Source organism: Pseudothauera nasutitermitis, assembly GCF_004801295.1.
GTDB lineage: Bacteria > Pseudomonadota > Gammaproteobacteria > Burkholderiales > Rhodocyclaceae > Pseudothauera > Pseudothauera nasutitermitis.
This window is the reverse complement of record NZ_SSOC01000002.1, coordinates 417,733-436,822: the sequence shown is the minus strand read 5'-3', so window position 1 is coordinate 436,822 and position 19,090 is coordinate 417,733. Positions and strand designations below refer to the sequence as shown.

Annotated in this window: 12 protein-coding genes; 4 read left to right on the top strand and 8 right to left on the bottom strand. The window is 69.6% G+C overall.

The window, feature by feature from the left end; all coding sequences use genetic code 11:
- The first annotated feature begins 50 nt into the window (after window positions 1-50).
- The 3 genes from E6C76_RS06120 to gdhA all read left to right on the top strand — a co-directional run bounded on the left by E6C76_RS06120 (window position 51) and on the right by gdhA (window position 2,976).
- A complete protein-coding gene (locus E6C76_RS06120) occupies window positions 51-836 on the top strand; it encodes a TatD family hydrolase (protein ID WP_136347355.1) in 786 nt (261 codons plus the stop codon).
- The gene (locus E6C76_RS06115; protein ID WP_136347354.1) at window positions 808-1,464 is read left to right on the top strand and encodes an ankyrin repeat domain-containing protein; all 657 of its coding nucleotides are present in this window, start codon (window positions 808-810) and stop codon (window positions 1,462-1,464) included. Before E6C76_RS06120 ends, E6C76_RS06115 begins: the two co-directional genes overlap by 29 nt.
- A gap of 168 nt (window positions 1,465-1,632) precedes the next feature.
- Window positions 1,633-2,976 carry an NADP-specific glutamate dehydrogenase gene (gdhA, locus tag E6C76_RS06110; protein WP_136347353.1) on the top strand — a complete coding sequence of 448 codons (1,344 nt, stop codon included), beginning with the start codon at window positions 1,633-1,635 and terminating at the stop codon, window positions 2,974-2,976.
- Between the two features lie 62 nt (window positions 2,977-3,038).
- Here the strand turns inward: gdhA and E6C76_RS06105 are convergent, their stop codons facing one another.
- From E6C76_RS06105 to E6C76_RS06070, 8 genes are all read right to left on the bottom strand, one after another.
- The gene (locus tag E6C76_RS06105; RefSeq protein WP_136347352.1) at window positions 3,039-5,408 is read right to left on the bottom strand and encodes a sensor domain-containing protein; all 2,370 of its coding nucleotides are present in this window, start codon (window positions 5,406-5,408) and stop codon (window positions 3,039-3,041) included.
- An 11-nt stretch (window positions 5,409-5,419) separates the two neighbouring features.
- The gene (locus tag E6C76_RS06100; protein ID WP_136347351.1) at window positions 5,420-7,828 is read right to left on the bottom strand and encodes a bifunctional diguanylate cyclase/phosphodiesterase; all 2,409 of its coding nucleotides are present in this window, start codon (window positions 7,826-7,828) and stop codon (window positions 5,420-5,422) included.
- Between the two features lie 373 nt (window positions 7,829-8,201).
- Window positions 8,202-8,942: an NYN domain-containing protein gene (locus E6C76_RS06095; RefSeq protein WP_136347350.1), complete on the bottom strand. Its 741-nt coding sequence runs from the start codon at window positions 8,940-8,942 to the stop codon at window positions 8,202-8,204.
- A complete protein-coding gene (locus E6C76_RS06090) occupies window positions 8,939-9,862 on the bottom strand; it encodes a histone deacetylase family protein (protein WP_136347349.1) in 924 nt (307 codons plus the stop codon). The genes E6C76_RS06095 and E6C76_RS06090 overlap by 4 nt, the downstream gene beginning before the upstream one ends.
- A gap of 16 nt (window positions 9,863-9,878) precedes the next feature.
- Window positions 9,879-10,844 carry an arsenic resistance protein gene (locus tag E6C76_RS06085; protein ID WP_136347348.1) on the bottom strand — a complete coding sequence of 322 codons (966 nt, stop codon included), beginning with the start codon at window positions 10,842-10,844 and terminating at the stop codon, window positions 9,879-9,881.
- Window positions 10,844-11,806, bottom strand: coding sequence for a transglutaminase family protein (locus tag E6C76_RS06080; protein WP_136347347.1), 963 nt, complete (start codon window positions 11,804-11,806; stop codon window positions 10,844-10,846). The genes E6C76_RS06085 and E6C76_RS06080 overlap by 1 nt, the downstream gene beginning before the upstream one ends.
- Window positions 11,803-14,295: a circularly permuted type 2 ATP-grasp protein gene (locus E6C76_RS06075; RefSeq protein WP_230976168.1), complete on the bottom strand. Its 2,493-nt coding sequence runs from the start codon at window positions 14,293-14,295 to the stop codon at window positions 11,803-11,805. Before E6C76_RS06075 ends, E6C76_RS06080 begins: the two co-directional genes overlap by 4 nt.
- Before the next feature lie 39 nt (window positions 14,296-14,334).
- Window positions 14,335-17,688, bottom strand: coding sequence for a transglutaminase family protein (locus E6C76_RS06070; protein ID WP_136347592.1), 3,354 nt, complete (start codon window positions 17,686-17,688; stop codon window positions 14,335-14,337).
- Between the two features lie 219 nt (window positions 17,689-17,907).
- Here E6C76_RS06070 and E6C76_RS06065 point away from each other — a divergent pair, with 219 nt between their 5' ends.
- On the top strand, window positions 17,908-19,083 hold the full coding sequence (locus tag E6C76_RS06065; RefSeq protein ID WP_136347346.1) for a M20 aminoacylase family protein: 1,176 nt from the start codon (window positions 17,908-17,910) through the stop codon (window positions 19,081-19,083).
- The last annotated feature ends 7 nt before the right edge of the window (window positions 19,084-19,090 follow it).

Genomic DNA, 19,090 nt, shown 5'->3' with positions numbered 1-19,090 from the left:
GGTCGGAGCCGGGTGCGGGGCATTTTTCTTTGTATTGCCACGATTCGTTCATGTACGTCGATTCCCACTGCCATCTCGATCTGCCGGACCTCATCGCGCGCGAGGACGAGGTGCTCGCCGCCATGCGCGCCGCCGGCGTGCGCCACGCGCTGTGCGTGTCGGTCACCCTGGAAGCCTTTCCGGCGGTGCGCGCACTGGCCGAGCGCCATGCCGGGCTGTTCGCCTCGGTGGGCGTGCATCCGGACAACGCCGGGTGCGAGGAGCCGGATGTGGACCGCCTGCTGGCGCTCGCCGACCACCCGCGTGTGGTGGCCATCGGCGAGACCGGGCTGGACTACTACTGGCAGAAGGACGCGCCGGAATGGCAGCGCACGCGTTTCCGCACGCACATCCGCGCGGCGCGCAGTTGCGGCAAGCCGCTGATCATCCACACCCGCGAGGCTGCCGCCGACACCCTGCGCGTGATGCGCGAGGAAAACGCCGGCGAGGCCGGCGGCGTGATGCATTGCTTCACCGAATCCTGGGAAGTGGCCGAAGATGCGCTCGACCAGGGCTTCCACGTCTCGTTCTCCGGCATCGTCACCTTCAAGAGCGCCACGGCGCTCAAGGAAGTGGCCGCGAAGGTGCCGCTCGACCGCCTGCTGATCGAGACGGACGCGCCCTACCTCGCCCCGGTGCCGTACCGCGGCAAGACCAACCAGCCGGCCTATGTGGTGCATGTGGCGGAAGAGATCGCGCGCCTGCGCGGTGTCCCCGTCGAGCAGATCGCCCGGGCCACCACCGACAATTTTTTCAGGTTATTCCGCCATGCCGAACGTCTCCCCGATCCTGCGTAAGGTCCTGGCCGCCACCGGCGCGCTGCTGATCACTTCCGCCGCAGCCGCGCAGGGCGGCAGCTACGAAGCCTCGCTGAGCGCGGCGCGCCTGGGCGACACGCGCGCACTGGCCACGCTGCTGCAGCGTGGCATCGATCCGAACACCGTGGATGCGCAGGGCAACACGCTGCTGATCCTCGCTGCGCGCGACGGCCACGCGCAGACCGTGGAAACCCTGCTGAGCCATCGTGCGGGGGTGGATGCGCGTAACCTGAACGGCGAATCCGCGCTGATGCTGGCCGTGCTGCGCGACCACGGACGCGTGGTCGACCAACTGCTCAAGGCCGGCGCGGCGGTGGACCACGACGGCTGGACACCGCTGCACTACGCCGCCTTCGAGGGGCACACGGCGCTGGTCGACAAGCTGCTCGCGCGCGGCGCCAGGGTGGATGCGCGCAACCCGGCGCAGGCCACCGCGCTGATGCTCGCCGCGCGCAACGGCCATATCGCCGTGGTGCGCCGCCTGCTCGAACAGGGCGCCGACAGCACGCTGCGCAACGACCGGGGGCTGACGGCGGCGGAATGGGCGCTGTCCAACGGCAATACCGACATTGCCGATCTGATCGCCCGCCAGCACGCTACGCGCTGACTGCCCCGCCCACCGCTGGCGCATCGGCGCCGAATCGCGCCCTGTCCGGGTTTTTGCACCGAGACAGGGCGTTTTCTTGCGCAAAATTGGTGCGCTGCGGTGTCGTTTCCGCCAAAATGCATGCTTTTGGTGCAGAGAGTCCGAACGGGCAGGGAAGGAAGCGAAACGATGAAGTATGCGAATCTGGAAGAATTTCTCGCCAGCGTGCAGGAGCGCAATCCGGGGCAGCCGGAATTCCTGCAGGCGGTGGTCGAGGTGATGGAGAGCATCTGGCCCTACATCGCCGAAAATCCGCGCTATGCCGAGCACGGCCTGCTCGACCGCCTGGTCGAGCCCGAGCGCGTCATCATGTTCCGCGTCTCCTGGGTGGACGACCATGGCGAGGTGCGGGTTAATCGCGGCTACCGCATCCAGCACAGTTCGGCGATCGGCCCGTTCAAGGGCGGCCTGCGCTTCCATCCCTCGGTGAACCTGTCGATCCTGAAATTCCTCGCCTTCGAGCAGACCTTCAAGAACGCGCTGACCACGCTGCCCATGGGCGGCGGCAAGGGCGGTTCCGACTTCGATCCGAAGGGCAAGAGCCCCGGCGAGGTGATGCGTTTCTGTCAGGCCTTCGTCAGCGAACTGTTCCGCCATGTGGGTTCGGATACCGACGTGCCGGCCGGCGACATCGGCGTGGGCGGACGCGAGGTCGGCTTCATGGCCGGCATGATGAAGAAGCTCTCCAACCGCGCCGACTGCGTGTTCACCGGCAAGGGCCTGTCGTTCGGCGGTTCGCTGATCCGTCCCGAGGCCACCGGCTACGGCACCGTGTATTTCGCCGAGGAAATGCTGCGCCACGCTGGCAGCGGCATGGAAGGCCTGCGCGTGGCGGTGTCCGGCTCGGGCAACGTGGCGCAGTACGCGGTGGAGAAGGCCATGGCCTTCGGCGCCAAGGTGGTCACGGTGTCGGACTCTGCCGGCACGGTGATCGACGAGGACGGCTTCACCGCCGAGAAGCTTGCCGAGCTGATGGAAGTGAAGAACCACCGCTACGGCCGCGTCAGCGAGTACGCCGAGCGCGTGGGCGCGCGCTTCGAGGCCGGTGTGCGGCCGTGGCACGTGCCGGTGGATGTGGCGCTGCCGTGCGCCACGCAGAACGAACTGGACGGGCGCGATGCCGAACTGCTGGTGAACAACGGTGTGCGCTGCGTGGCCGAGGGCGCCAACATGCCGTCCACCGCCGAGGCCGTGAAGGTCTTCGAACACGCCGGCGTGCTGTACGCGCCGGGCAAGGCCAGCAACGCCGGCGGGGTGGCGACTTCCGGACTGGAAATGAGCCAGAACGCCATGCGCATGTCGTGGACGCGCGACGAGGTCGATGGCCGCCTGCGCGAGATCATGTGTGGCATCCACGCCGCCTGCCTGCGCCATGGCCAGCGTGCCGACGGCTCGGTGAGCTACGTGGATGGTGCCAACGTGGCCGGCTTCGCCAAGGTGGCCGATGCGATGCTGGCGCAGGGCGTGATCTGAGCGGTCGCGCTGCGGCGCGGATGGAAAGGCCGCCGGCATGTCCGGCGGCTTTTTTATGCCTTTCAACGCCGGGAGGCGTCGCGCAGGCGGGCCAGGAAGCTTTCTTCCGGCTCCGGCCGGGCGTACAGATAGCCCTGGTAGAGCATGGGCGCGCGGGTGGCCAGGAAGGCGGCCTGGGCCTCGGTTTCCACGCCTTCGGCGACCACGTCGAGGTGCAGGTGGGCGGCGATGGACAGGATGGTGTCGACCAGCGCAGCGTCGTTGGGATCGCTGGGCGCGTCCTGGATGAAGCTGCGGTCGATCTTCAATTCCTGGATCGGCAGGCGCTTCAGGTAGGCCAGTGAGGAGTAGCCGGTGCCGAAGTCGTCCACCGAGAAGTGGATGCCCAGCGCGTTGAGTTCCGACATGGTGGCGACGGTCTGGTGCACCTTGTCGATGACCAGCCCCTCGGTGACTTCGAAGGTCAGGCGGGCCGGATCGGCGCCGGTTTCCGCGAGGATGTCGCGCACGCGCGCGACGAAGCCGGCGTGGTGGAACTGGCGCGGGCTCACGTTCACCGAGATGCGCAGCGTGCCCTCGGCCAGTTCCGGGCGGGTCAGCATGCCGCAGGCACGGCGCAGCACCCAGTCGCCCAGCTCGACGATCAGCCCGGTTTCCTCGGCGATGGGCACGAAGCTGCCTGGCCAGATCAGCCCGCGGCGCGGGTGGTGCCAGCGCAGCAACACCTCGGCGCCGCGCATGCGCTGCTGGCCGTCGAACTGGGGCTGCACGTACAGGCGCAGTTCGTTGTTGTCGATGGCCTGGCGCAGTTCGGCCTCCAGCGTGAAGCGCATCTCGGCGCGCGCCTGCATCTCCGGTTCGAAGAAGCGCACCGCGTTGCGCCCGGCGGCCTTGGCCTGGTAGAGCGCGGTGTCGGCCTGCTTGACCAGTTCGGAGACGTCTCCGCTCTGCGTGGCGGGGAAGATGCTCACGCCGATGCTGGCGCCGATGGTGATCTGTTCGCCGCCCAGATCGAAGGGCTTGCCGAGCAGGTTGCGCGTCTTCTCCGCCGCGCCGCGTGCCATGTCGGCGGCCAGTTGCTGGTGCGGGGAGATTTCCGGCAGCAGCAGGACGAATTCGTCGCCGCCGAAGCGCGCCAGCGTGTCGCTTTCGCGCAAGCCCTCGGCCAGGCGCTCGCCGGCGGCCTTGAGCAGGCGGTCGCCCATTTCGTGGCCGCGCGCGTCGTTGAGCGTCTTGAAGTAGTCGAGGTCGATCAGCAGCAGCGCGCCGTAGTGGCCGGAGCGCCGCGCCACCGCCAGGGCGTGGCCCAGGCGGTCGAGTACCAGGCGGCGGTTGGGCAGGTTGGTGAGCGGGTCGTAGTAGGCCAGGCGTGCGACCTCGGATTCCGCGCGGCGCCGCTCGGTGATGTCGCGGCCGATGCTGAGCAGGCCGTTGCGCCGGCCGTCGGCGTGGAACAGCGGTACCTTGATGACGTCGAACAGCAGCGTCTGGCCGTCCGGCGTGGGCACGCTTTCCTCGCTGCGCTGCGCGCCGCCGGCGGCCCAGGCCGCCTCGTCGGAACGCCCGTGGCCGAGCAGGGCACGCCGGCTGCCGTCCTGGCGGGCGCACAGCTCGGTGTCGGTGAGGCCGTGGTAATCCACGTTCTCGAGGCCGAACAGTTCCAGCGCGTAGCGGTTGGCGCGCTGCCAGCGACCCTTGTCGTCCTTCAACTGCACGACGTCGGGCAGGTTGTCGATCAGCGTGCTGAGTTGCTGCTCGCGGCGCTTCAGCTCGCGCGCGGTGCGCCGGTGGCGGATGGCGCTGGCGGCCAGCGCGATGATCACCGCGAGCTGGGCGAGCAGGGCGCCGGCGAGGATGTATCCGGTGCGCTGCTGTGCGTCCACCGCCTCGCGCGTGCGCTGGGTGACCAGTTCTTCCAGGCGGCTCTTGTAGGCCAGCAACTCGTCGGCGGCGACTTCCTTGCCGGTGATGTCGTGGACGATGGAAAACAGCACGTTCTTGCCGTCGTACAGGCGGATCGGCGAGGAATGCACTTCCACCGTGCGGATTTCGCCGCTCGCCAGGCGGTGCGGAAAGACGAAATAGTTGCGCTGTTCGGCCTGCGCGCGGCTGCGCTCGGCGGCCACTTCGTCGGCGCCCAGGGTGTTGATCTCGTCGATGCCGCGGCCGATCAGCCCGCGCGGGCCGAAGCCGTAGAAGCGCTCGGCGGCGGCGTTGGCGTCGACGATGCGGCCGCTGTCCGGTTCGACGAACAGCATCACCGCGGTATGCTGCCTGAGCACCGTGGACAGCAGGTTGGGCGGCGCGGAGGCCTGCGCCCCGGCGAGGGCGCCCGGCCCGAGCAGCACGGCGGCGAGCAGCCGTGCGCAGCGCGCGCGCAGCCACGTCCCGGCATGGGAGCGGATCGGGCGGAGGGCGTGCAGGGCATTCATCGCCGCGTTTCTCAACCGGCCGGGCGCAGCGCGCCCTCGGCCAGCCAGCGTTCGATCTGCCCCTCGGCTTCGAGCGGGCTGCCGAACAGATAGCCCTGGTAGAGCAGGTGGCCGCGTGCGCGCAGGAAAGCGGCCTGCTCCTCGGTTTCCACGCCTTCAGCGACCACGCGCAGGTTGAGGTGGCGGGCCACGGCAAGGATGGCATCGACCAGCGCGGCGTCGTTGGGGTCGCCGGGCGCATCCTGGATGAAGGCCTTGTCGATCTTCAGTTCATGGATCGGCAGGCGCTTCAGATAGGCCAGCGACGAGTAGCCGGTGCCGAAGTCGTCGATGGAGAAGTGGATGCCCAGCGCGGCCAGTTCGCTCATCTTGGCGATGGTGTCGGCCAGGCGGTCGAGCATCACGCCCTCGGTGACTTCCATGAGCAGCCGGGTGGGGTCCGCGCCGGTGTCGGCGAGGATGCGGCGCACGCGGGCGACGAAATCCTCCTGGGCGAACTGTCGCGGGCTCATGTTCACCGCGATGCGCAGCCCGGCGCGGGCGACGTCCTCGCGCGCCAGCAGGCCACAGGCGCGGCGCAGCACCCAGTCGCCCAGCGCGACGATCAGCCCGCTTTCCTCGGCCAGCGGAATGAACACGCCGGGCGGCATGGTGCCGCGCCGCGGGTGGTGCCAGCGCACCAGCGCCTCGGCGGCCACCAGACGGCGTTCGCCATCGACCTGGGGCTGCAGGAACAGCGCCAGTTCGCCCGCGTCGATGGCATGGCGCAGTTCGGATTCCAGCGTGAAGCGCGCGCGGGCCTGGGCACCCATGGCGGATTTGAAGAAGCACACCGCGTCGCGGCCGGCGGCCTTGGCCTGGTTGAGCGCGGTATCGGCCTCGCGCAGCAGGTCGTCGGCATCGTTCTGGCCCTGCGGGAATACGGCGACGCCGACGCTGGCGGCCAGGTGATAGCGCGTGCCGTGGATCTCGAAGGGCTCTTCCAGCGTGGTGCGCAGTTTTTCCGCCACGTGGTGGGCCTGGCTCGCGGCCGCCTCGGCGGGCGGATGCAGGTCGTTGAGCAGCACGGCGAATTCGTCCGCACCCAGGCGGGCCAGAGTGTCCTCGGCGTGCAGCGCCTCGGCCAGCCGGCCGCCGACCAGGCGCAGCAGTTCGTCGCCCAGCGCGTGGCCGCGCGCGTCGTTGATCGCCTTGAAGCGATCCAGATTCAGCTGCAGCACCGCGCCGCACGAGCCGCCACGCCGCGCGGCGGCCAGCGCGCGCGCCACCCGGTCGTGGAACAGCGCGCGGTTGGGCAGATCGGTGAGCGGGTCGTGGCGGGTCAGGCGCAGGATGGCTTCTTCGGCGGCCTTGCGCTCGGACAGGTCGAAGAAGTTGGAGATGAAGTGGGTGATGCCGCCGCGCTCGTCGCGCACCGCACGCACACGCAGCCATTCGGGGTAGATGTGGCCGTCGCGGTGGCGGTTCCAGATTTCGCCCTCCCAGTGCCCGACGCCCTTGATCTGCTGCCAGAAGTGCTCGTAGAACGCGGCGTCCTGGTAGCCGGACTTGAGCACGCGTGGGGTCTGCCCGGCGACTTCCTCCGGCGGGTAGCCGGTGATGCGGGTGAAGGCCTGGTTGACGCGCAGGATCACGCCTTCCGGGTCGGTGATGACGATGGCCTCGGAGGTCTCGAAGGCGGCCTCGGCCAGGCGCAGGGTGTCCTCGGCGACCCGCCGCGCGGTGACGTCGTGCGCGCTCACCAGTTCGGCCCGGGTGCCCAGCCAGTCCACCGGATGCGTGCTCAGTTCCACTGCGATCAGGCTGCCGTCCGCGCGGCGGTGCAGCCATGCCTCGCCACCGCCGGCCAGTGCGCCCGCCCGGTCGGCGGTGGCCAGCAGGGATTGCGGAGACAGGGCGAGGAAGCGCTCGCGGCTGTAGCCGTACTGCGCCACGGCGGCGTCATTGACGGCCAGGATGCGCTGGGTTCGCGGGTCCTGGATCCACTGCGGCAGCGGGTGGGCGTCGAACAGCTGGCGGTAGCGCGCCTCGCTTTCGCGCAGCGCGGCGAGGCTGGTGTCGATGCACGCTTCCAGGGTGTTCAGGGTATGCGCCAGGCGGGCGACCTCGCGCGGCCCGGATTCCGGCAGCGGCGGACCGTCCACGCCCACGGCGAGCCGGCGGGCGGCTTCCTCCAGGCGGACCAGCGGGCGTACCAGATAGCGGAACAGCCACAGCCCGAGCAGCAGGATCAGCAGCGTGCCGGCGAGCAGTCCCGGGATATGGGCGGTCAGCGCCGTGTTTCCGGCAGCGGCGCCGGCCTGCTGCGGGTCGCCGGCCTGCCACAGCGAACCGGCGAATGAACTGCCCAGCAGGATGACCAGTGCCGCGCCCAGGAGCAGCGGCAGGGCCACGCGCAGCGAAAGCCGGCGCCCGCTCATGGGTGGCCGGGCTCCTGTGTGCTGCCTGTATGGCGGGAATGTCCGCCGGCGCGCGGGGGGAGGCCGCGTGGGCCTCGATGGATCGGGGAGCCACGGCGATGGGCGGAAAAACGGAACACGGTGGCTCGGTGGATGGAAACGCGGTTGAAAACGGTGTGTGCGGGCACACCCGGACACACCCGGGAAAACGGGCAGAGCCCGATATTACGGAAGTCGTGCGCCGTCGCCAACAGCCGGCCGGGCAGTCTTGATAATAACCGTGCAAAATGTGTGGATTTTTGTTCTCGACCTGTACCAAAGTCTTAGCCCGTGGGCGTTCCGGGCGAATCAAGGGCCACCCATAATGGGTTGCCAGACGCCGCGCGCGGGGCCTTCAGGCCGGGGCTTTTTTCACCGTGCGCTTGTCGCGCAGGTAGAGGTGGGTATTGCGCCGCTGGGCTTCGAACAGGCCGGTGGCCTCGATCAGGTCGCTGAGCTTCTTGTAGCCGTAGTTGCGCTGGTCGAACGAGGTCTGATTGGAGATGTGCGAACCCACCGCCGACAGCGCGGCCCAGCCGTCCTCGTCCAGGCAGGCGTCCACGGCGTTGCGCAGCAGCGTCACCAGGCGGGCGTCGCCCTTGAGTTCCTTGGCGCTCTTCTTCTGCACGGCGGCGGCCGGGTCTTCCTCGGCGGGGGCCGCCACGCCCAGGGTCTCCAGGTAGAGGAAGCGCGAGCAGGCGTTGACGAAGGGCATCGGCGTCTTCTTCTCGCCGAAGCCGTACACCTTCAGGCCGTTGGCGCGGATGCGCATGACCAGCGGGGTGAAGTCGGAATCCGAGGAGGCGATGCAGAAGGCGTCGAGCTTCTGGGTGTACAGCAGGTCCATGGCGTCGATGATCATCGCGCTGTCGGTGGCGTTCTTGCCCTTGGTGTAGGCGAACTGCTGGATGGGCTGGATGGCGTATTCGTGCAGCACTTCCTCCCAGCCCTTCAGTCCGCTGCTCTTCCAGTTGCCGTAGGCGCGGCGCACGTTGGTGACGCCGTACTTGGCCAGTTCGTCGAGGATCACCTCGATCTTCGCCGCCGGGCAGTTGTCGGCGTCGATCAGCAGGGCGATGCGGGATTCTTCGGTCATGCGGGGGCCTCCTCGGGGTCGTCGCGCCACAGGCTCGCGGCGCATTCCACGGTGGCGGCATGGATGGCCACCGTGTCGTCGATGTGCCGAGCATAACCGCCAGCCATGGCGATGGCTACCGGCACGCTGGCCGCACGGCAGGCGGCGAACACCCGGCGGTCGCGTTCGAGCAGCCCGGCGCGGCTCAGCGCCAGGCGGCCGAGGCGGTCGTCCTCGTAGGGGTCGGCGCCGGCCAGGTAGATCGCCAGGTCGGGGCGGAAGCCGCCGAACACCGCGTCCAGCCCGCGTGCCAGCGCGGCGAGGTACTCCGTGTCGCGTGTGCCGTCCGGCAGTTCGATGTCCAGATCGCTGACCGCCTTGCGGAAGGGGAAGTTCTTTTCGCCGTGCAGGCTCAGCGTGAAGGCGGCCGGGTTGCCGGCCAGGATGGCCGCCGTGCCGTCGCCCTGATGCACGTCGCAGTCGATCACCGCCACGCGCGTGGCGCGTCCTTCGGCCAGCATCGCCAGCGCGGCCACCGCCGCGTCGTTGAACACGCAGAAGCCCGAGCCGAAATCGCGGTGGGCGTGATGCGTGCCGCCTGCCAGATTGGCCGCGCAGCCGTCCTCCAGCGCGGCGCGGCAGGCGGCCAGCGTGGCGCCGGCCGAACGCCGCGAGCGTTCCACCATGGCGGCCGACCAGGGAAAGCCGATGCGGCGGATTTCGGCGGCGTCCAGCGTGCCATCCGCCACGCGGCGCAGGTAGGCCGCGTCGTGGGCGCGCAGCAGGGCGACGTCGCCGGCGGCCTCGGGGACGTGGAAATCTGCGGCGGCGAATCGTCCGCCGGCTTGCAGGCGGGCGCGCAGGCCGGCGTACTTTTCCATCGGGAAGCGGTGGCCGGCCGGCAGCGGCAGGACGAAGTGGTCGGCGTAGAACAGCTTCATGGGGAGCGGGGGCCGCTCAGCGCGGCGCGGGGAACAGGCGTCCGGGTACCAACCACAGGCAGGCGACCATGCCGAACAGCTCGACCAGCGATTGCAGCACGATCACCACGATGGCGGCCTCCCAGCCGGGCGGCAGGGCCAGGGCGATGGGCAGCACGACGAAGGAGTTGCGCGTGCCCAGGCTGAAGGCCAGCGTGCGCCCGCTGGTCGCGGGCAGTTCCAGCAGCCTGGCCAGCCCCAGGGCAATCCACAGCACCGCGGCGAGGAACACGACGAACACCGGCAGGGTCGCGGCAATCCACGGTGCCGCGCTGCGCATTGCGTCCACCTGGGCGGCGGCGATCAGCAGCAAGGTCAGCGCCAGCAGCGGCACCGACCACCAGCCCAGGCGCGCGCGCCACACGGCGCGCTGCGGGCGTGCCTCGATCCAGCGTTCGCTGAGCGCGGCGGCGGCCAGCGGCAGGCCGATCAGCGCGGCGACCACCGGCAGCAGTTCGCGCGGATCGAAGGCGGCCTGCACGCTGCCGGCGGGCATCAACCACCACAGATAGACCGGCAGCAACAGTACCTGCGCCAGCAGATTGAGCGGGGTGACCGCGATGGCCCGCGCGGTGTCGCCGCGCCCCAGCTGGGTGAAGGTGATGAACCAGTCGGTGCAGGGGGTCAGCAGAACCAGGGCGACGCCCAGGCGCAGGGCCGGCTCGTCCGGCAGGGCCTGCAACAAGGCCCATACCAGCAGCGGAATGGCGACGAAGTTGCCGAGCACGATGGCGAGGATGAAGCGCCGGTCGCGCAAGGCCCTGCGCACGTGCAGCAGGGGAATCTGCACGAAGGTGGCGTAGAGCAGCAGGGCCAGCACGGGCCATAGCGCCGCTTCCAGCGTGCCGCGCAGTCCGGGTGCGGCGTTGCCCAGCGCGAGTCCGGTGGCGATGGCGGCGAGATAGATCCAGACCTGTCGGCGTTCGAGCGTCAGCCTGTTCATCAGGCCGAGGCCAGGCCGGGGAGCTGGGCGGTGCCGTAGAGGGTGGCGAATTCGTCCTCGGGCACCACGGTGACGGCGATTTCCGGTTCGTGTTCGCCGCCGCCGAGGATCACCCCGCGCAGCGGCGAGACGTCGGCGAAATCGTGCCCCCAGCCCAGGGTGATGTGCTCCAGGTCGGGCATCAGCGCGTTGGTGGGGTCGAAATCCACCCAGCCGTGGCCGGGGCAATACACCGACACCCAGGCGTGCGTGGCGTCCGCGCCGATCAGGCGCGGCTTGCCGGGCGGCGGGCGGGTGAGCAGGTAGCCGCTGACGTAGCGCGCCGGCAGGCCCAGCGAGCGCAGGCAGGAGAGCATGAAATGGGCGAAGTCCTGGCACACGCCGCGGCGCTTCTCGAACACCTCGGTGACCGGCGTGGACACGTCGGTGGCCTCGGGGTCGAAGGTGAATTCGGCGAAGATGCGCCGCATCAGCCGGTCCACGCCAGCCAGCAGCGGGGTGCCGGCAGGGAAGTCCTGTGCGGCGTATTCGGCGAATTCGCGCTTGACGCGCACGTGGCGCGATTCGAACAGGTAGGCGCAGGCCTCCAGGCGCTCGGCGTCCAGCCGGCGGCCGGCGCGGTATTCGAGCCCGTCGCGCACCGTTTCCCAGGGCGGCGTGCGGTCCAGCGCGGGCAGGGTGCGCGGGCGCAGTTCCACCCAGCTCTCCGCGCGGATGAACAGCGCGTCGTGGTCGCGCTCGAAATTGAGCATCTCGGCGAGATTGCCCAGCCCATCGACGAAGCACCGCCGGCGCGCCGGTTCCGGGTCGATTTCCAGGCGATGGTCGCGCACGTGCTGCCAAGGCAGTTCGCGCGGCGCGAGGCGCAGCAACTGGCGCGATTCGCCCACCGGCTGGTCGTAGTCGTAGCGCGTGTCGTGACGCACGTGGTAGCGCAGCGGGGCCTTGGCGGGCTTGTTCATGCCACCCTCCGCAGGTGCATCGGCCGCACGGTGTGGATGAAGAAGCGCCGGTGCACTTCCTCGGACAGGTCGTTGGCGGCTTCCTCGGCTTCGCCGAGCAGGGTGCGCAGCGTGCCCACCGCCAGTTCGCAGTCGTCCGCCTCGAAGCGGGTGAGGTCGAAATCGGCCAGCCGGCGCGCCAGCGGATCGATCAGCAGCGAGGGGTAGGGATGCCCCAGTTCGCGCGCGGTGCGGCTCAGGTAGCGCTGCAGCGCATCCACCTGGAAGCCGATGGAATGCGGGTTGGTGTTGTCGAACACCAGCAGATGCACCAGCGGCAGCAGTTCCGGCACGCGGCGGTAGCGCGCGCGGTAGGTGACGATGGAGTTGGCCGCTTCCAGCAGCCATTCGTACATGCGCTCGCGTTCCTGCACGCCGTGTTCGAGCGGCTCGGAGAGCAGCGTGGCGAGGCCGGCCAGGCGCTCGATGCGGCGGCCGAGGATGAGAAAGCGCCAGCCCTCGTCGCGGGTCATGTCGTCCATGGCGAAGCCGGCCATGGAGATGCACGACAGCATCACTTGGTCGATGGCCGGGAGCGCCTGGTCCACGCTGGCGATGGGGTGCGAGAGCAACTGCTCCAGGCGGTTCAGCGCGTGCCAGTTGTCGGAGGACAGGCGTTCCTTGACATGCCCGGCGGAGAACGCCAGGGCGCGCAGGTTGGCGGCCACCGAGCCGGGATGGTCGAGATCGGTGAGCGCGCCGAGCAGGGCTTCCTCGGCGGTGGTCGGCTGGCTGTCCTCGTCCGGGGTGGGCAGCACGCCGGCGCGGCGTGCGGCGCTGAACAGGCCGGAGAGCTTGAGTTCGCTGTCCGGCTCGGAGCTCGATACGCGCACCAGCGCGGCGCGCAGCAGGCGCGCGCCGGCTTCGCAGCGCTCGGCGTAGCGCCCCATCCAGAACAGGTTCTCGCCCACGCGCGAGGGAATGTCGGCGCCGCCGCACACCAGGTCGATGACCCCCAGGCGGCGCTTCAGCAGGCTGGTGCGCACCACCGGCGCGTCGGCGCGGATCCAGGTGTCCTTGGAGAGGCCGCCGCGCTGCATGGAGATGACTTCCATGCCGGCGCGCGGCGCCACGCGGCCCAGCGCGCCGGGCATCACCGTGTAGCCGTCCGGGGTGGCCGCGGCGAATACCCGCATGCCCACCGAGCGCGGCATCAGCCGGCGGTTCCACACCGGCGCCTGCGACAGGCGCACCCATTCCTGGCCGACGTAGGCGTGCGGCTGGGCGACGATGCGCTCGATCATGCGGCGGCGCGCCTCGCCCTTGAGTTCGTGGCCGAACACCGCTTCCATGTGCATGGAGGAGAAGGCCGGCTTGATGACCAGTTCGTCGAGGTGCTCCAGCACGTATTCCAGCGCCGGTTCCTCGCCGCACCACCAGGTGGCCACCGAGGGCATCTTCAGCGCCTCGCCGAGCAGACGCTCGCAGATCGCCGGTAGGAAGCCGAGCAGGGCGGCCGATTCGAGCACGCCGCTGCCGATCTGGTTGGCCATCAGCACGCGGCCGGCGCGGATGGCGCCGAGCAGGCCGGGGATGCCCAGCGCGGAGTCGGCGCGCAGTTCCAGCGGGTCGCAGAAATCGTCGTCCAGGCGGCGCAGGATCGCATGCACGCGGCGCAGGCCGCGCAGGGTCTTCAGGTATACCGTGTCGTCGCGCACGGTGAGATCCTGCCCCTCGACCAGCGGGAAGCCCAGGTAGCGCGCCAGGAAGGCGTGTTCGAAATAGGTTTCGTTGTACGGTCCGGGGGTCAGCAGCACGGACAGCGGCGCCTCGTCGTCGCTGGGCGCCAGGCGCGCCAGGCTGTCCTGCATGGCGCGGAAATAGGCTGCCAGCGGCTGCACGTGCAGTTCGCGGAAGGCGTCGGGAAAGGTGCGCGAGACGATGATGCGGTTCTGCAGCGCGTAGCCGGCCCCGGAGGGTCCCTGGGTGCGGTCGGCGATCGCCCACCACTTGCCGTCCGGCGCGCGCGCCAGATCGAGCCCGTAGCTGTGCAGCCAGATGCCCGCAGGCGGCTGCACGCCCTGGCAGGGCCACTTGTAGCCGTGCTGGCCGAACACCAGCGCGGGCGGCAGCAGGCCCTCGGCAAGCAGCGCGCGCGGGCCGTACAGGTCGGCGAGGATGGCGTTGAGCAGGCGGGCGCGCTGGGCCACCGCGTCGCTCAGCGCGGCCCATTCGTCCGCGCCGACGATCAGCGGCAGCATGTCCAGCTCCCAGGGGCGCTTGGTGCCCTTGGGGTCGGTGTAGACGTTGTAGGTGACGCCGTCCGATTCAATGGCGTTGCGCACGAAATCGGCGCGCTGGAGCAGGGCTTCCTCGGGGAAGCCGCCCAGGCGTTCGGCGAACGCCCGCCAGTGGGCGCGTGGCTGACCCGCGGCGGCGAGCATCTCGTCGTAGCGGTCGGCGGCGAACGGATAGGTTTCGATCAGGCCGGCGGGCATGGTGGCGGACAAAACGAGATGCGCCGCTCGGGGGAGCGGCGCATCGGTTGATTACTGGCGCAAGTCTAGCGTGAACGGGAATTCAGGGTTGATCCGCGCGTCGTCGGCGTGCAACTTGCCAGGAGTGTGGCCCATGCGGAAGTAGCGCGCCAGGCGGCGGCTTTCGGCCTCGAAGGCGTTCACCGGGAAGGTGTCGAAATTGCGTCCGCCCGGATGTGCTACGTGATACTGGCAGCCGCCCAGGCTGCGCTCGTTCCAGGTGTCGACCACGTCGAACACCAGCGGGCCGTGCGCGCCGATGGTCGGGTGCAGGCAGGAGGCCGGCTGCCAGGCGCGGTAGCGCACCCCGGCGACGAATTCGCCCACCGTGCCGGTGGGTACCAGCGGCACCGTGCGGCCGTTGCAGGTCACCCGGTAACGTTGCGGCGCGGCGCCACTGAGCTTGACCTGCAGGCGCTCCACCGAGGAATCGACGTAGCGCACCGTGCCGCCGATGGCACCTTCCTCGCCCATCACGTGCCAGGGCTCCAGCGCGGCGCGCAGTTCCAGGGTCATGCCGCGCACGTCGAGGTCGCCGTACTTGGGGAAGCGGAATTCCTGGTGCGGGGCGAACCAGTCGGCGCTCAATGGATAGCCGTCGGCGCGCAGTTCGTCGATCACGTCGCTGAAGTCCTGCCAGACGAAGTGCGGCAGCAGGAAGCGGTCGTGCAGTTCGGTGCCCCAGCGCGCCAGATTGGCGGGTTCATAGGGCTGCTTCCAGAAGCGCGCCACCAGCGCGCGCAGCAGCAGTTGCTGGGTCAGGCTCATGCGTGCGTGCGGCGGCATCTCGAAGGCGCGCAGTTCCAGCAGGCCGAGGCGGCCGGTGGGGCCGTCGGGGGAGTACAGCTTGTCGATGCAGAACTCGGCGCGATGGGTGTTGCCGGTGACGTCGATGAGCAGGTTGCGCAACAGGCGGTCCACCATCCACGGCGGGCAGCCGTTGGCGTGCTGGGTGCAGACGCGCTGCATCTCGCGGAAGGCCAGTTCGATCTCGTACACCGAGTCGTTGCGCGCCTCGTCGATGCGTGGGGCCTGCGAGGTGGGGCCGATGAACATGCCCGAGAACAGATAGGACAGCGAGGGGTGGTTGTGCCAGTAGGCGATCAGGCTCTTCAGCAGGTCCGGACGGCGCAGGAAGGGCGAATCCGCCGGGGTGGCGCCGCCCAGGACGAAGTGGTTGCCGCCGCCGGTGCCGGTGTGGCGGCCGTCGAGCATGAATTTCTCGGTGGTCAGGCGCGAGTGGTGGGCGGCGTCGTACAGGTGGGTGGTCTGCTCGACCAGTTCGTCCCAGTTTTCCGCCGGGTGGATGTTGACCTCCACCACGCCGGGGTCCGGGGTGATGCGGAACTGCGCCAGGCGCGGATCGCGCGGCGGCTCGTAGCCTTCCAGCAGCACCGGCTGGGCCAGTTCGGCGGCGGTGGCCTCGATGGCGGCGACCAGTTCCAGGTAATCGTCCAACTGGGCCAGCGGCGGCATGAAGAGGTACAGCGTGCCGTCGCGCGCTTCCGCGCACAGCGCGGTGCGGGTGACCTCGGCGGCGGATTCGCCGGCCGCCGGGCGTTGCACGGTGTTTTCCGGCGCCCGCGCGGCGGCGCGTCCGCGTCCGTTGGCGGGCGCTGCACGGAAACCGGCGGGGCCGACCTCGCCGGGACCGAACTGGCGGCGCAGCGCGGCGTGCGGGGCGAGCGGCGGATAGTGGTCGAACGGGTCGGGCTGGTGGATCCAGGGGTAGTCGCCCTCGGCCACCCAGGGCTGCGAATCCAGCGGCAGGCGATAGCCCAGCGCGGAATCGCCGGGCACCAGATAGCAGCGCTCGCTGCGCAGGAACCACTGGCCGGTCTGCCAGCCGGTGCCGGCGGCATTGCGCGCGATGGGCAGCACGTGGCCGGTCACGCGGTCCAGCCCGCGGCTGAACACGCGCGCCAGGCGGGCGCGTTCCAGCGGGTCGTCGAGACGCGAATCCAGGGGATCGACGTTGGTGGGCAGGCGGCGTTCGCGCCACAGGAAGTAGAAGGCGTCTTCATAGGCCGGGAAGGCGTATTTCGGGTCCAGCCCCAGGCGTTCGGCCAGCGCGTGCAGGAAATCGCCGGCGGCGTGTTCGTCGGCGTTGCCGTGGGCGTGCTCGTCGGCGATCAGCAGGCTGTCTTCCCAGATCGGCTCGCCGTCCTTGCGCCAGAAGCAGTTCAGCGACCAGCGCGGCAACTGCTCGCCGGGGTACCACTTGCCCTGGCCGAAATGCACCAGCCCGCGCGGTGCGTATCTCTGCCGCATGCGGTGGTACAGCTCGGTGGACAGGCGCTTCTTGTCCGGGCCCAGCGCGGCGGTGTTCCATTCTGCGCCGTCGGGGTCGTCCACCGAGACGAAGGTGGGCTCGCCGCCCTGGGTCAGGCGTACGTCATGGGCTTGCAGGTCGGCATCGATGGCGTGGCCCAGCGCCTCGATCTCGCGCCATTGTTCCTCGGTGTAGGGCTTGGTGACGCGCGGTGCCTCCCAGATGCGGGTGACCTTCATCTCGTGTTCGAAATCCACCTCGCACTCGTCAAGCACGCCGGTGACCGGCGCGGCGGAGCCGGGCTCCGGCGTGCACGACAGCGGGATGTGGCCCTCGCCGGCGAACAGGCCGGAGGTCGGGTCCAGGCCGATCCAGCCCGCGCCGGGCAGATAGACCTCGCACCAGGCGTGCAGGTCGGTGAAGTCGGCGTCCGGGCCGCTGGGGCCGTCCAGCGATTTGACGTCCGGGGTGAGCTGGATCAGGTAGCCGGACACGAAGCGCGCCGCCAGCCCCAGGTGGCGGGCCAGCTGTACCAGCAGCCAGGCCGAGTCGCGGCACGAGCCGGACTGCTTTTCCAGGGTTTCCTCGGGCGTCTGTACGCCCGGTTCCATGCGGATCAGGTAGCGGATGTGCTCGTAGAGCTTCTGGTTGAGCTCCACCAGGAAGTTCACGCTCTGCCTGGGTTCGCGCGGCACGCTGTCCAGATAGGTCTGGAGCCGGGGCGTGAGCGGCAGCTTGCTGATGTAGGGCGCCAGTTCGTTGCGCTGCCAGTCCTCGTACTGGAAGGGGAATTCCTCGGCGTAGGGTTCGAGGAAGAAGTCGAAGGGGTTGATGACCGACATCTCGGCCACCAGATCGACCTCGATGTCGAAATGCGTGGTCTTCTCCGGGAACACCAGGCGGGCCAGGTAGTTGGATTGCGGGTCCTGCTGCCAGTTGATGAAGTGTTGCACCGGCGACACCTTCAGCGAGTAGGACAGGATGCGCGTGCGGCTGTGCGGCGCCGGGCGCAGGCGGACGATCTGCGGGCCGAGGTTGATCGGCCGGTCGTAGCGGTAGCGGGTGACGTGGTGGAGCGCTACATGGATCGACATGAAGACTTCCTCGACGAAGGGCTTGCAGGCGTACAGCAATTCTTGCGCCATGTTCCGCCGCGCCGTGTGCAGGTGTTCACGGGCGGTATGCCGCAACGGGCGCACCGTGTATGTGCATGCCCGCTTTCGGTGCGCACCATTCCGGCATGTGCCGGCGGCACGCATCGTGGTGTAATAGACCGTTCCAGCAGAGACAGCTTACCGATCCCAGGTGACGCCATGAGCACCCCGAAACAGACCGGCGCGGATTTCGCGCGCCTGGCGGAAATCCGCCGCGATCTGCACGCCCACCCGGAACTGGCCTTCGCCGAGCACCGTACCGCCGAGCTGGTGGCGGCCCATCTGCAAGGATTGGGCATCGAGACGCATCGCGGCCTCGGCGGCACCGGTGTGGTCGGGGTGATCCGCAATGGCGCTTCCCCGCGCGCCATCGGCCTGCGCGCCGACATGGACGCGCTGCCCATGCAGGAACACAACGAATTCGAACACAAGTCGCGCCACCCCGGGCGCATGCACGCCTGCGGGCACGACGGCCACACCGCCATGCTGCTCGGCGCGGCCGAGGCGCTGGTTGCCGCGCCGGACTTCGACGGCACCGTGTATCTGGTCTTCCAGCCCGCCGAGGAAGGCGAGGGCGGCGCCCGCGCGATGATCGAGGACGGCCTGTTCGAACGCTTCCCGATGGACGCCATCTACGGCATGCACAACTGGCCGGGCCTGCCCGCCGGGCATTTCGCCGTGCACAGCGGCCCGGTGATGGCCAGCGCGGACCGCTTCGACATCGAAGTGGCCGGCCACGGCGCGCACGCCGCCATGCCACACCTGGGCACCGACCCGGTCACCGCCGGCGCCGCGCTGGTGCAGGCCGCGCAGACCATCGTGGCGCGCACGCTCGACCCGATCGACGCGGCGGTGGTGTCCATCACCCAGTTCCACGCCGGCGAAGCCTACAACGTGATCCCCGAAAAGGCCGAGCTCGCCGGCACCGTGCGCGCCTTCTCGGAAAGCGTGCAGGACCACGTGGAGCGCCAGCTCGCCCGGCTGTGCGAGGGCGTCGCGGCGGCCACCGGCACGCGCATCGACTTCGCCTACCGGCACGGCTATCCGCCGACGGTCAACAGCGCGCCGGAAGCCGCGCTGTGCGCCGCCGTGGCGCGCACCGTGGCCGGCGGGGAGGCGGTGAACACCGCCGCACGGCCCAGCATGGGCGCGGAGGATTTCGCCTTCTTCCTGCAGAAGAAACCGGGCTGCTACGTGTGGATCGGCAACGGATCGGGAGAGGGCGGCTGCACGCTGCACAACCCGCGCTACGACTTCAACGACGACGTGCTGCCGGTGGGCGTGGCCTACTGGACGGAACTTGTGCGCCGCGCGCTGGGTCCGTCGAACACCTGAACCTTCC